Raw genomic sequence first — 13,601 nt, forward strand, 5'->3', positions numbered from 1 at the left:
GTTGTAAAACCCGTCGCTTATGCGGCGGGTTTTTTCATGCCGCGATCGCTTGTGGCGAACGTTACCGTATCAACATTTCGTGTCGAGGATGTAATCGTGAACCCCGCCGCCTTAACATGGCGCGGTCGTTGTAAAATGTTGGAATGATTGCTCCCACGACATGGTGCCGCGAGCACCAGAAAAGGAGATTCTTGTGTCTGAGACCATTAACGGCAGCCTGAGCGTCTCGAACGACGTTATTGCCGATATTGCCGGTTATGCCGCGATGACGTGCTACGGCGTCGTCGGTATGGCCGAACAGCTCCAGGGCGCCGAGAGCGTGCGCCTGCTTGCCGGCCAGCGCCTTCGCAAGGGCGTGCTTGTTTCCGCCGACGAGAACGGCCTTACGGTCGATCTTCACGTCGTGCTCGAGAACGGCGTCAATATGAAGTCCGTCTGCCACAATCTTTCGAGCTCCGTTGCCTTCACCCTGCAGGAGATCGCACAGATCGATCCCGCCAGCCTTAAGATCGGCATTCACATCGACGCGCTCAAGAGCCGTCTGAACTAGCATCCGAAAACGGAGATTCAAATACCCATGATTGCAAAGACCATTCGCACCTGTTTTCCGATCGCTGCGGCTGCCGTTTCCGACAAGGCCGAGGAGATCAACAAGCTCAACGTCTTCCCCGTACCCGACGGCGACACCGGCACCAACATGTCGCTCACGCTCGCTTCGGTGACTAAGGAGCTTTCCGCCCTTCCCGCCGACGCCGACATGGAGGCCATTGCCGGAGCCATCACCCACGGCTCCCTGATGGGCGCCCGCGGCAACTCCGGCGTCATCACCTCGCAGATTCTGCGTGGTGTGGCCGAGGGCCTCGTCTCTGCCGATGAGGCCATTACGTCCGCCAATATCGCCTTCGCCTTCCGTCGTGCCGTCAAGGTCGCCTTCCAGGCCGTTCGTAAGCCCATCGAGGGCACGATCCTTACGGTGCTGCGTGACGTCTCGACCAAGGCAGACGAATGCGAGAAGAAGAAGTTCTCGGCCGAGGATGCGCTCGACGCCATCGTCGTCGAGGCCTACCAGTCCGTCGCCCGCACGCCCGACCTGCTGCCCGTTCTGAAGGAGAACGGCGTGGTCGACTCCGGTGCCTTTGGCTTTGCCATCTTCCTGGAGAACTTTGTTGCCGCCGCGCTTGGCCGCAGCACCGTGGTCGAGGATTTCTCCGCCACGTTCGATTCCGCTGGCTCTGCCCGCGACGCGGCCCTCGATCGCGTCGAGATCGAGGCCAACGACGATTGGGAGGGTTCGGAGTTCCGCTACTGCAACGAGTTCCTCTTTAAGGCCGACGCCCCGTTTGACGAGGACGAGTGCCTTAAGTTCCTGGGCTCCATGGGTGACTGCGAGCTGCTCGTGGGTGCTTACCCCGACTACAAGATCCACGTGCACTCCAACACCCCGAACTTGGTGCTTGAGCACATGCTGCAGCTTGGTCAGATCTACGAGGTCTTTATCCACAACATGGAGATGGAGGCCCACGACCGTACCGCTAAGATCCACGAGGACCAGGAGAAGGCCGCCGAGCCCGCGAAGGCCCTGGGCTTTGTCGCCGTTGCCGCCGGTTCCGGCGAGGCCGACATCCTCAAGTCCCTCGGCGTCGATGTTATCGTGTCGGGCGGTCAAACCATGAATCCCTCGACCGCCGACCTGCTGGGCGCCGTCGACCAGGTCAACGCGACCTCGGTCATCATCCTGCCCAACAACGGCAACATCCGCATGGCTGCCGAGGCCGCTGCTTCCGCCTGCACCGACAAGAAGGTCGCCGTCGTTCCCACCAAGACCGTTCCGCAGGCCTTCTCCGCGCTGTTCGCGGTCCTGCCCGATTCTGAGCTCGAGGACGCCGTTGCCGCCATGGTCGACGCCATCAGCGAGGTCCGCGATGGCGAGGTCACCCGCGCCGTGCGCGACTCCAGCGCCTCCGACGGCTCGCCGATTCACTCCGGTGACGTCATGGGTATCATTGCCGGTTCCATCGACGTGGTCGGCTCCGATGTGAAGCAGGTCACGCTCGACTGCATCAACCTCATGCAGGAGGAAGAGGAGGGCGACGCGCTGACGATTTTGGCCGGCGAGGAGCTGTCCGATGAGGCCTTCCAGGAGATCGTCGACGCCATCGAGGAGGCTCAGCCCGATCTGGAGATCGACGCCCATCGTGGCGAGCAGCCGCTCTATCCCGTGATCTTCTCGATCGAGTAGGCTCTGCCTATGTCCGAGCTGTGCTCCGTGCCGCGCGTCTCGGAGCGTTTTGCCCAGAGCAATGCGCTCGATGAGGATATCGCGCGACTCAAATATGTTTCGGGTAAACGTGAGGAGGCCCTTCGCCGTCTGGGAATTCGGACGGTGGGGGACCTCCTTCTCCATATTCCTCATCGCTACCTGGACTTCACTCGCTCGTGGTCCATCGAGATGGCGCCCATCGGTACCGTGTGTACCATCATCGCCACGGTCGATCGTATTGTCCAAAAGCAGCCCCGTCCGCGTATGCAGGTGACTGAGGTCTCGCTCGTGGACGAGACGGGCGTGCTGCAGGTTGCCTTTTTCCGTCAGCCTTGGATTGCCCAACAGCTTAAGCAGGGCGACCGCCTGGCCGTGATGGGCAAGGTCGAGTTTGCCTACGGTTTTAAGCAGATGGCCTCGCCCCACTTTGAAAAGCTCGAGGACGGGCGCGCCGCCGGCACCATTTTGCCGGTTCACTACGTAAGTGACGGCGTGAGTCAGGCATGGATGCGCCGTATCGTGAGCGGTGCGCTCGAAGTGGCTGCTAATCCGTTCGATCCCATTCCCGCGCCGCTGCGCGCAAAGCGGAAGCTCATGAGCAATGCCCGTGCGCTGCGCTCGATCCACTTTCCCTCGAGCATGGCCGAGCGCGACATCGCACGCCGGCGTCTTGCGTACGAGGAGTGTCTCTGCTTGCAGCTCGCACTGCGTCTGCGCAACGATGGCGGTATGGTCGACGTGGTGCCTTATGCGCATGCCGCGGGAGGGCACCTGGCGGCGCTCAAGGAGGCCCTGCCGTTTTCGCTGAGCGACGAGCAGGAGGCCGCGTTCCAAGACATCCTGCACGACATGTGCGATGGCGGGCGCGTGATGAACCGCCTACTGCTGGGCGACGTCGGTACCGGCAAGACGGCCGTCGCCGCTTGCGCGCTGGCCGTCGCGGCCGATTCGGGTACTCAGTCCTGCGTTATGGCGCCTACGGGCGTGCTGGCGCGCCAATATGCCGATAAGACCGGCCCCTTGCTCTCGCAGGCTGGCATGTCCTGGGCGCTCCTGACGGGTGCCACGCCGGCGGCCGAGCGCGAGCAGATCCATGCGCAGCTGGAATCGGGCGAGCTTGACGTGCTCTTTGGCACCCATGCGGTGCTTTCGGATAACGTTGCGTTCAAGCATCTGTCGCTTGTCGTCATCGACGAGCAGCACCGGTTTGGCGTCGGCCAACGCAACGCCCTACGCGCGAAGGGCCCCGGTGCGGACCTGCTCGTTATGACGGCCACGCCTATCCCGCGCACGTTGGCGCTCTCGGTCTATGGCGACCTGGATACGAGCATCATCCGCCATCGTCCAATTCCGGGTGCCGGCGTGACGACGCGCGTCCTCACCGAGTCGAGTCGCGACCTGGCCTATGGCGCCATCCGTGAGGCGCATGAAAAGGGTCAGCAGGCCTACGTGATTTGCCCGCTCGTGGAGCCGAGTGACTCGGCCGATGAGCTGGAAGACGTGCCCGGTATTGCCCGCGACGATGAGGGCCGCGTGACGGTTCCCGTGCCGCTGCACGATACGGCGACCGAGCTCGATCGCCTGCGTCTGGCGTTGCCGGGCCTTGCCATCGAGCGCCTTCACGGCCGTATGCCAGCGGGGGAGAAGGACCAGGTTATTGATGCCTTTAAGCGTGGCGAGATTGACGTGCTCGTCTCGACTACGGTGGTCGAGGTGGGCGTCGACGTGCCTAACGCCACCGTCATGGTCATCGAGAACGGCGAGCGCTTTGGTTTGGCTGCCCTGCACCAGCTGCGCGGTCGCGTGGGCCGCGGCAGTGTGTCGGGCACGTGCCTGGTCATGACGCACTTCAAGGGCAACGGCGGCGCGTCGCCAGCACAAGATCGCCTGCAATCGCTCGAAAAAACTTCGGATGGTTTTACGCTTGCCCAGATGGACCTGCGTCTGCGTCACGAGGGCGAAATCCTGGGTTACCGTCAGCACGGCGGCGTGACCTTGCGCTTTGTGGACCTGGACGCCGATGAGGACCTTATCGAATGGGCCCATTTGGACGCGGTCGAGCTCTTGCGGTATGCTTGCACCCTTGACTCCGTGGCGACGCGCCCCCTGCGCGATGCGGTCGCCATGCGATATCGACACATTTTTAAGGAGGTCAGCGGAGGATGAGAATCATCGGCGGTGAATGGCGCGGTCGCAAAATCGAAGAGCCGCGCGGTCGCGATGTTACGCGTCCGACGACCGACCGCGTGCGCGAAGCGTGCGCATCCATGGTCCTATCGGCCTTTGACTTTGATTTGGACGAGGTCCGCGTACTGGATGCCTTTGGCGGCTCCGGTGCCCTAGGCATTGAGATGCTCTCGCGGGGAGCCCGTTCGCTCACGACGTTCGAGATCGATCGCAATGCCGCGAGGCTCATTACCAAGAATATCGAGTCGCTCTGCCGCGATCGCGCGCGTTGGCGTGTGGTGACGGGCGATGTCCTTGCGAGCGCTTCGCGCGGCCGCGTGCCGGGCGGCCCCTTTGATCTGGTCTTGCTCGACCCGCCCTATGCTTTTGGTGCCGAGCCGGTCGATGAGCTGCTGCAGAACCTGGCCCAGCAGGGTTTGCTCACCCCGGGCGCCTATGCTCTGTTTGAGCATGCTGCCGCCGACGTGGGCGCACATCCTGCCGGCTTTGTAACCGTGCGTGAGAAACGCTATGGCATCACCTCGGTCGACCTGCTCCGTTGGGTCGGCGAGGGCGAGGATGACGATACCGTCGCCGATGCCGATGGCAGCGACGGCACGACTTTTCAGGAGGATGCTCATGAATGACACCATCAACCGCGTGATCGTCCCGGGCACCTTCGATCCCATCACGTTTGGCCATATCGATGTGATCCGCCGCGCCCGTCGCATCTTTCCCAGCGTGATCGTCGCTGTTGCCGAGTCGCAGGGCAAAAACGGCGTGGGCACCACGTTTATGCTCGATGAGCGCGTGGCGCTGGCCCGCGAGGCGCTCGGCGATATCGACGGCGTCGAGGTCCTGCCCTTTACCGGCCTCTTGGTCGACTTCGCTCGTGAGCAGGGGGCGGGGGCCGTGGTCAAGGGCCTGCGCGCCATGACCGACTTTGAGTATGAGCTGCAGCAGGCCGACCTCAACTATCGCTTGGATAACGAGCTGGAGTCCATCTTTGTCATGAGTGCTCCACAGTACGGCTACATCTCGAGTTCGGTGGTGCGCCAGATTGCTTCGCTCGGTAGCGACGTTTCCAATTTTGTTCCGCCCAATGTGGTCAAAGCGCTCAAACATCGCTTTTGGTGACGTTTCTTATTGCCTGGTGGCATGTGGTAAACTAGCACGATGATATGTTACCTATGAAAGGAGACCGGATGCCGGGCGAGAATTTTCCTGGCGATAGGATCGTCAGCTTGGTCGATGAGCTCGAAGGGCTGATCGAGGAAGCCAAGCCGCCTTTCGGCAAGAACGCTCAGTTCAAGGTCATCGACGCCGACGTGTTCTTCAACATCCTCGACGAGATCCGCATGAGCTATCCCGAGGAGTGGCAGAAGTCCCGCCGTATCCTTAAGGAGCGCGAGGAGCTTATGGCTTCCGCCGCCGCCCAGGCCGATTCCATCATCGCCGACGCTCAGCAGCAGGCCCTCACCATTGCCGGTGAGCAGGAGATCGTCCGCCTTGCGCAGCAGCAGGCCGACGACATCCGCGATCGTGCCCAGCAGTACGAGCGCGAGACGCGTTATGCTGCCGAGGACTATGCAGAGCAGGTCTTTACGCACCTGGAGGAGAACCTCAAGAGCCTGACCGGCACCGTTACCCGTTGCCGTCAGCAGCTCAACGAGGGTGCCGCCCAACAGAATGGTCAGTGGTAATGGCTGAGTTCCCGAGCGTTACCGTCGATCTTTCCGAGCAGCTCGAGTTTCCTGGAGATTCGTATCCGCTGACCGGTAAGGTCGATGTTGCCACCTATACGGTGGGCGAGAAGGAGTACCAGCTGCAGAACGGCATTGATTACGATGTGGTCTTTACCAATGCCGGCACCGGTGTTCTGCTTACGGGCATGGTCCGCGCGCATGCAACCGGTGAGTGCGACCGTTGCCTGGAGCCCGCTTCGTTTGATATCGCCGGTGAGATCGAGGAATTCTATCTCTTTAACGAGCCCGAGGATCCCGAGGCCTACGAAGACGGCTACGAGTTACTGGGCGAGGATCGCATCGTCGATCTGGGTGAGCCCATCAACGACGCGGTTGTCATGGACACGCCGTTCGTTGTCCTGTGCAAGCCCGATTGTCGCGGTCTGTGTCCCACTTGCGGTTGCAATCTCAACGTCGAGCAATGCGATTGCGCCGCACAGGCAGAGGCAGAATGGGCCGCTGCCACGGAAAATCCATTTGCAGCATTGAAGAATCTTAAGCTCGATGAGTAAAACTGTGGTAGTATCGCTACTTGCGCGTAATCGCCACACTGGATAGTTTATAAGGAAGGTCACTATGCCCGTACCTAAACAAAAGCAGGGTCGTATCCGCACTCACACCCGTCGTTCCGCCAACATGAAGATCTCGGCTGCGGCTCAGTCCACGTGCCCCCGTTGCGGCGCTGTCAAGCTTCCGCACCACGTGTGCCCCAGCTGCGGTTTCTATAAGGACCGCGAGGTTATCGTTACCGAGTAACGGTATACTCTGGATGCGATGCCGTTCCAAATGGAACCACAATGGCCGGCTCAATGAGTCGGCCATTTTTGTAAAAGGAGTATGTATATGAGTAACGTTCGCGTTTGTGTAGACGTTGTGGGCGGAGACGAGAAACCTCAGGTTGTTCTCGATGGTATCGAGGCTGCACTTGCCGCCGATCCCGATATCGAGGTCCTGGCAGTCGGTCCCGCCGAAATCGTCAATCTCTTTGCCGCGGCCCATGCACGTGTGGAGGCTCTGGAAGCCCCTGACATTATCGCCATGGATGACGATCCCATTCGCGCCGTGATGACCAAGCGCAAGTCCTCGATCGTGCTTGCCTGCCGCGCCATCAAAAAGGGCAACGCGGACGCGTTTTTCTCCGCCGGCTCCACCGGCGCCATGACCGCTGCCGCGACCGCCTACGTGACGCCGTTTAGGTATCAGGCCGAAGGCAAGAAGCAGCCGGTGCGCCCCTGTTTGACCAATGCGCTGCCCAATCGCGCCGGCGGTCTGACGGTGCTGTGCGATATGGGCGCCAACCCCGATGTCGAGGTCGACGACATGGTGCGTTTTGCCCAGATGGGTAGCGCCTATGCCCGCGTTGTCCTGGGCATCGAGCATCCTCGCGTGGGCCTGCTTGCCAATGGCACCGAGGATGAGAAGGGTTCCAACTTTACCAAGGCCTGCTTCCCGGCCATGAAAGCCGCCGTTCCCGGCTTTGTGGGCAACTGCGAAGGCACCGACCTCACCTCGGGCAATTTCGATGTCGTTGTTGCCGACGGCATGTCGGGCAATATCGCTCTCAAGGCTACCGAGGGCGCTGCCAAGTTTTTGCTACAGGAGCTCAAGGGCGCCTTTATGGCCTCGCTCGGCACCAAGATCGCCGCGCTGCTCATCAAAAAGCAGATGCGCGAGATTAAGGCCAAGCTCTCTGGTGATGCCAAGGGCGGCGCGATTCTTTTGGGCCTGCGTGGCGTGGTCCTGATCGGCCATGGCGCCACATCGGTCGAGGCTGTTAAAAACGGTACGCTCGCGGCGGCCGAAGCCGTGCGCGCGGGGCTGGTCGAGAACGTCGCCAACTCCATGGACGGCATCGTTTTGTAAGAGCGAGTTAGAGCGCTGTTATGTGCCTCGCGGCCTGCTTCGTGGGGTAGAATCAGAACCGTGTCTTGGTACCGCCCGGGCGGTACCATTCTTTTGGTATTCATGCACTATGAGAGGAAGCGCTATGGACCGCTCCGAAATCTTCGACAAGATCGCCGAGGTCGCTGCTGACGTTCTGGGCGTCGATGTTGCCGAAATTAGCGATGAGACCACCTTTGACGACCTCGATGCCAACTCGCTCGAGCGCCTGCAACTGGTTACGGCTATCGAGGACGAGTTCAATCTCGAGATCGATGACGAGACCCTGCTCTCGCTCAACTCTGTCGCCGACGCCGTCGACGCGATCGAAAACGCCAGGGAGGCTTAGGTCTTGGCTTTATCCGAACGACTTACGCGCGCCCAGGAGATTCTGGGCCACGAGTTCAATAATAAGGTGCTTCTGCGCGCGGCGCTTACGCATCCCTCGGCAGTCGAGGGCCAGCCGGTTTCTGCCAGCTATGAGCGCCTTGAGTTCTTGGGCGATTCCATTTTGGGCGCCGTCGTCGCCCGTTCGCTCTTTGAGTCCTATCCCGAGTTTGACGAGGGCAAGCTCACGCGCCTGAAGGTGTCGCTTGTCTCGGGCGCTACGCTATCCGAGGTGTCGCATGAGCTGGGCATCGACGACATCATCATCTTTGGTGCCTCCGAGACCGGTACCGGCGCGCGCGGCCTGCACTCGGCGCTCGAGAACGTCTACGAGTCGCTCGTGGGTGCGCTGTACCTGGATGCCGGCTGGGATGTTGCGGCGGACTTTATCCATCGTACGCTCAAACCGCACCTGGCCTCCGAGCGTGCCGAGCACCCCGCGAACCCCAAATCGTTCTTGCAGGAGTGCGTGCAAGCCGACGGTCACGAACCCCCGGCGTATAAGCTCGTTGGCTCCGAGGGCCCGGCGCATGCGCCCACCTTTACCGCCGTGGTGTTGGTCGATGGTATTCGCCAGGGTCGCGGCTCCGGCTCCTCAAAGAAGGAAGCCGAGGGAGCCGCTGCACTTGAGGCACTTGACCGCATGGGCTACACCACCAACGGCGTGATTCTCAACAAGAAGCCTGTTTAAGCGAGGAACCGTGTATCTCAAGTCCCTCACGCTCAAAGGGTTCAAGTCGTTTGCCGACCGCGCCCATATGACGTTTGAGCCGGGCCTGACCGTCATCGTCGGTCCCAACGGCTCGGGAAAATCGAACATCTCTGACTCGATTCTGTGGGTCCTGGGCGAGCAGAGCGCCAAGCAGCTGCGCGGCCAGGCCATGGAGGATGTCATCTTCTCGGGCTCGTCAGCGCGCAAGCCGGTGGGTGTCGCCGAGGTCACGCTGGTGCTCGATAACTCGGACCATATGCTGCCCGTCGATTTTGACGAGGTCGCCATCACCCGTCGCATGTATCGCTCGGGCGAAAGCGAGTACCTCATCAACTCGAGTCCGTGCCGCCTGATGGACATTCAGGACATCCTGCACGATTCGGGCCTGGGCAAGGATACGCATTCCATCATCAGCCAGGGCAAGCTCGATGCCATTTTGCAGAGCCGCCCCGAGGAGCGCCGTGCCCTCATCGAGGAGGCCGCCGGCATCTCCAAGCACAAGCGCCGCAAGGAGCGTGCGCTCAAAAAGATTAAGTCGATGGACGAGCACCTGACGCGTGCCCGCGACATCAATAAGGAAATTGCCCGTCAGCTGCGACCGCTGGAGCGTCAGGTCGATCGTGCGCGCAAGTACAAAGAGCTGTCCTCGCGCGCGAACGAGCTTACGCAGATGCTAGCCGTCGACGAGCTGCGTTCGCTGCAGTCGCAGTGGAACGACCTGGAGAGCCGCTCCAAGGAAGGCGCCGCCGAGCTGGAGCTTGCGCGGTACCGCATGGGCGAAAAGGAGCGCGAGCTCGAGAAGCTCCAGGTTATGCTCGAGGAAAAGGGCCTGTTTGTGGGCGACCTGGGCGAGCAGCGCCGCCATATGCAAGACGTGGTCGGCCGCATTAACTCCGATATGCGCCTGCTCGAGGAAAAGGGCCACAATATGGTGTCGCGCCTGTCCGACATGCGCGGCCAGATCTCGAGCTCCGAGCATCAGCGTCGTCGCGTTGTCGAGGAGCTCGAGGATGCACGTGCGCAGCTTGAGGAAGTGACCGGCGCGCACATGCAGGCCCAGGAGGACGTTGACGCCGCTGGTCCTGCCGCCGCTGAGCTCCACGAGCGGCGCGTGGCGCTCGACAATCAGATTTCGCAGCTTACGCGTGAGCAACGCGATGTGCAGCGTGTGGCCGATAACGCGGCGCTCGAACTCGCCAAGGTAAAGGACTCGCTGAGCAACGCCGAGGTCGAGGACAACATGTACGCCTCGCGCCTGGAGCAGATTGATGAACAGCTCGAGGAAGTCACGGCTTCGCTCGAGAGCCGTCGCGACCGCGCCGAGGAGCTTGAGGGTGCTCTTGAGGAAGCGCGCCAGGCTCAGGTCGATGCGCGTGAAGCCACCGAGACGGCACGCGCGGCCCTGAAGGACCTGCGTGCCCGCGAGAGCGAGGCACGCAACAAGTTATCCGAGGTGCGCTCGGAGCTTGCCAGCCAAAAGAAGCTCGATGCCCGCATGGCTGACAGCTCGCCGCTGGTGAGCCGTCTGATGGGCGCGCTGGGCGATGATGTCTCGGGTCGTCTGGGTGACGTGCTCGAGGCTCCTCGTGAGCTCGAGGGCCTGGTCGAGCAGCTGCTTGCCGGCGATATCGATGCTCTTTTGTTTGATGACGCCGCCACGCTTGAGCGTGCCGGTCGCGCGGCCCTGGACCAAAAGAAGGCCTCGGGTGAGGCACTGTTGATGGCGCGCGGCGTGAGCGCCTCTGCTGCCGCTAAGGGCGCTGCCGGTTCCCGCCTGGTCGATCGTCTGTCCGTGCGTGCGGGCTACGGTCCCGTCGTCGAGGCGCTGCTCGGCGGTTATTACGTCGTGGACGATCTTGCTGCCGCGCTGTCGGCGCCGGTCGTTGACGGCGTGATTTACGTGACCCCCGATGGTGCCCGCGTCGCCTGCGGCGGCCTGGTACGTGTGGGGCTCGACGCCGGCGAGGCTTCGGGTGCTTTGGAGCGCAAGCGTCGCATTCGCGAGCTGGAGGGCCTGGAACCCGATCTGGCTGCCATCTTTGAGCATGCTTCGGACCAAGTCGTTGAGGCCAACGCCGCCGTCGAGGAGGCACGTGCCGCCGAGGGCGATGCCGCCGGTGAGATCGCCCGTCTTGAGGGCGAGCGCCGCTCGCTGCTCTCCGAGATCGGCCGCTTGGAGCAAAGCGTCAACAATGCCGAGGTCGAGTGCGTGCGCATCTCCAAGCGCCGCGAGCAGGCCGCCGAGGCCGTTCGCGCTGCGCGCCCGCGCGTTGACGAGCTCACCCGTTCGCGTGACGAGGCGCGTGCACAGGCAAGCGACCTGGGTCTCCAGATTGCCGAGGCCAACGATGAGCTCGATCGCGTTCGCCGTGACGATTCCGAGGCCGCCGGTAAGCTCGCCGATGTCAAGGTGCGCCTGGCCCAGACGAGCGAGCGCCTGCGTTCGCTGAAGGGCCGCGTGCCCGACCTTGAGCATCGTCTTGAGGGCATCGACCGTCGTATCCGCGGAACACGCCAGGCTTCGCGCTCGCTCGAGCTGCTGCGCCTGCGCGTCGACCCCATGCACGAACGCTATTCTGCCCTGTTGGAACGCGCATCGAATTGGGCAGCGCGCCTGCGTGACCAGGCCTCTCTGGAAGAGGCGGACTCCGCTTCGCTCAAGAAGACCATCGAGGATGCCAAGGCCGGGATCTCCCGTGCCAAGGAGCGGGTTGATGCCGCCACGGCGACGCAAAATGAGTTCAAGGTTGCGCGCGGCAAGCTCGAGGTGCAGGTAGAGGCGGCCATCAAGGTTATTACCGCCGACGGTACCACCGTGCTCGAGGAAGCGCTCATGCTGCCGGCGCCCACCGATCGCGATGCCGCCGAGCGCGAGCTCAACCAGCTTGTGCGCCAGATCAACAATCTGGGCCCCGTGAACCAGGTTGCCATGGAGGAGTACGAGCAGCTCAAGCGCCGCGCCGACTACATCGAGGAGCAGCTGGCTGATCTGGAGAGCGCGCGCAAGGCGCTCACCAAGATCACGGTGGCCATTGATCGCAAGATGCGCAAGGCGTTTCTGGTGACGTTTGAGAAGGTCGACGCGAACTTCCGCGAGATCTTCGCCATGCTGTTCCCGGGTGGTCAGGCTCATCTGGAGATGACCGATCCCGAGCATCCGGCCGAGACGGGTATCGAGGTCGTGGCGCAGCCGCGCGGCAAGCGCATCACCAAGATGATGCTCATGTCAGGCGGCGAGAAGAGCCTGACGGCGCTCGCCCTGCTCTTTGCCGTGTACCGCACGCGCACGGTGCCGTTCTATGTGCTGGACGAGGTCGAGGCAGCACTCGATGACGCCAACCTGTCCAAGCTCATCGGCGCGCTCGATGTGTTGCGTTCCGATACGCAGCTCTTGGTCATTTCGCATCAGCGTCGTACCATGGAGGACGCTGACGTCCTCTATGGCGTCTCGATGCAAGCCGACGGCGTCAGTCGCGTCGTCTCGCAAAAACTCGATCGCGAAACCGGAAAGGTCGTGAATGCATAATGGGATTCTTTGACGCTCTCTCGCGCGGACTTGAGCGCAGCCGCGAGGCCCTCAACGAGGTCTTCTACTTTGGCGGCGAGGTCGACGAGGACTTTTGGGAGGACCTTGAGGACACCCTCGTTATGGGTGACATGGGTGCCGAGGTCGCCATTCAGGTCTCCGATGACCTGCGCGAGACGGCCGCCAAGAAGAACCTCAAGACCGCCCCGCAGCTCCGTCGTGCCCTGGCTGAGCAGCTCGAGCAGCATTTTGTGCCCGCCGAGCGCGATCCGTTCTCCGACACGCCGAGCTGCGTGCTGTTTGTAGGCATTAACGGCGCCGGCAAGACCACGACGGTCGGCAAGATCGCGAGCGCCATGGCCGCCCGCGGCAAGAATGTCGTGATCGGTTCTGCCGATACCTTCCGCGCCGCCGCCATCGAGCAGCTCGATGTGTGGGGTCAGCGCGCCGGCGTCCCCGTCATCAAGCGCGATCGCGGCTCCGACCCGGCAAGTGTTTGCTACGACGTGCTCGATGAGGCCGATAAGCGCGGCAGCGACCTGGTGCTGATCGACACCGCCGGCCGCCTGCACACGAGCCCCGAGCTCATGCGCGAGCTTGCCAAGGTGGTTAACGTGACGCGTAAGCGCGCCGCCAATATGGCCGCCGGCCCCATGCCCGTCTCGGTCGTGCTCGTGATCGATGCCGCCACCGGCCAGAACGGTCTGAACCAGGCGCTCGAGTTTAACGAGGCGCTGGGTCTGGACGGTATCATCATGACGAAGCTCGACGGTACGGCAAAGGGCGGCATCGCCATGGCCGTGGCCGAGAAGCTCAAGCTCCCGATTCTGCGCGTGGGCGTGGGCGAGCAGGTCGATGACCTACAGGAGTTCAATGCCAAAGATTTCTGCCGCGCCCTGGTGGGCGAGTCCAATTAAGGAGTGA

Annotated in this window: 13 protein-coding genes; all 13 read left to right on the forward strand. The window is 62.2% G+C overall.

The features are described from left to right. Positions 1-160: 160 nt before the first annotated feature. The 13 genes from DW661_RS03110 (at position 161) to ftsY (ending at position 13,594) form a co-directional block, all read left to right on the forward strand. Positions 161-550 (forward strand): Asp23/Gls24 family envelope stress response protein, encoded by a 390-nt coding sequence (locus tag DW661_RS03110; RefSeq protein WP_006234031.1) that lies wholly within the window; start codon positions 161-163, stop codon positions 548-550. Between the two features lie 27 nt (positions 551-577). Then, positions 578-2,239 (forward strand): DAK2 domain-containing protein, encoded by a 1,662-nt coding sequence (locus tag DW661_RS03115; protein ID WP_118934575.1) that lies wholly within the window; start codon positions 578-580, stop codon positions 2,237-2,239. 9 nt (positions 2,240-2,248) lie between these two features. Next, a complete protein-coding gene (locus DW661_RS03120) occupies positions 2,249-4,426 on the forward strand; it encodes an ATP-dependent DNA helicase RecG (protein ID WP_118934577.1) in 2,178 nt (725 codons plus the stop codon). Continuing rightward, positions 4,423-5,073: a 16S rRNA (guanine(966)-N(2))-methyltransferase RsmD gene (rsmD, locus tag DW661_RS03125; protein WP_117646443.1), complete on the forward strand. Its 651-nt coding sequence runs from the start codon at positions 4,423-4,425 to the stop codon at positions 5,071-5,073. The genes DW661_RS03120 and rsmD overlap by 4 nt, the downstream gene beginning before the upstream one ends. After that, the gene (gene coaD, locus DW661_RS03130) at positions 5,066-5,563 is read left to right on the forward strand and encodes a pantetheine-phosphate adenylyltransferase (RefSeq protein ID WP_118934579.1); all 498 of its coding nucleotides are present in this window, start codon (positions 5,066-5,068) and stop codon (positions 5,561-5,563) included. The genes rsmD and coaD overlap by 8 nt, the downstream gene beginning before the upstream one ends. 68 nt (positions 5,564-5,631) lie before the next feature. Beyond that, complete coding sequence (locus DW661_RS03135; protein WP_040358176.1) at positions 5,632-6,129, forward strand: ATPase; 498 nt, start codon at positions 5,632-5,634, stop codon at positions 6,127-6,129. Continuing rightward, positions 6,129-6,683: a DUF177 domain-containing protein gene (locus DW661_RS03140; RefSeq protein WP_117646444.1), complete on the forward strand. Its 555-nt coding sequence runs from the start codon at positions 6,129-6,131 to the stop codon at positions 6,681-6,683. The genes DW661_RS03135 and DW661_RS03140 overlap by 1 nt, the downstream gene beginning before the upstream one ends. A 64-nt stretch (positions 6,684-6,747) precedes the next feature. Further along, entirely contained in the window at positions 6,748-6,927 is a 180-nt protein-coding gene (gene rpmF, locus DW661_RS03145) for a 50S ribosomal protein L32 (protein ID WP_022094017.1), read from the forward strand. 87 nt (positions 6,928-7,014) lie between these two features. After that, positions 7,015-8,034 (forward strand): phosphate acyltransferase PlsX, encoded by a 1,020-nt coding sequence (plsX, locus tag DW661_RS03150; protein ID WP_118934581.1) that lies wholly within the window; start codon positions 7,015-7,017, stop codon positions 8,032-8,034. A 124-nt stretch (positions 8,035-8,158) separates the two neighbouring features. Beyond that, the gene (locus DW661_RS03155; protein WP_055309519.1) at positions 8,159-8,401 is read left to right on the forward strand and encodes an acyl carrier protein; all 243 of its coding nucleotides are present in this window, start codon (positions 8,159-8,161) and stop codon (positions 8,399-8,401) included. Positions 8,402-8,404: 3 nt separating this feature from the next. Continuing rightward, positions 8,405-9,130 (forward strand): ribonuclease III, encoded by a 726-nt coding sequence (gene rnc / locus DW661_RS03160; protein WP_118225802.1) that lies wholly within the window; start codon positions 8,405-8,407, stop codon positions 9,128-9,130. 10 nt (positions 9,131-9,140) lie between these two features. Next, positions 9,141-12,677, forward strand: coding sequence for a chromosome segregation protein SMC (gene smc / locus DW661_RS03165; protein WP_118934583.1), 3,537 nt, complete (start codon positions 9,141-9,143; stop codon positions 12,675-12,677). Then, the gene (gene ftsY / locus DW661_RS03170; protein ID WP_089571706.1) at positions 12,677-13,594 is read left to right on the forward strand and encodes a signal recognition particle-docking protein FtsY; all 918 of its coding nucleotides are present in this window, start codon (positions 12,677-12,679) and stop codon (positions 13,592-13,594) included. The genes smc and ftsY overlap by 1 nt, the downstream gene beginning before the upstream one ends. The last annotated feature ends 7 nt before the right edge of the window (positions 13,595-13,601 follow it).

This window comes from Collinsella sp. AM24-1 (assembly GCF_003470325.1).
Lineage (GTDB): Bacteria > Actinomycetota > Coriobacteriia > Coriobacteriales > Coriobacteriaceae > Collinsella.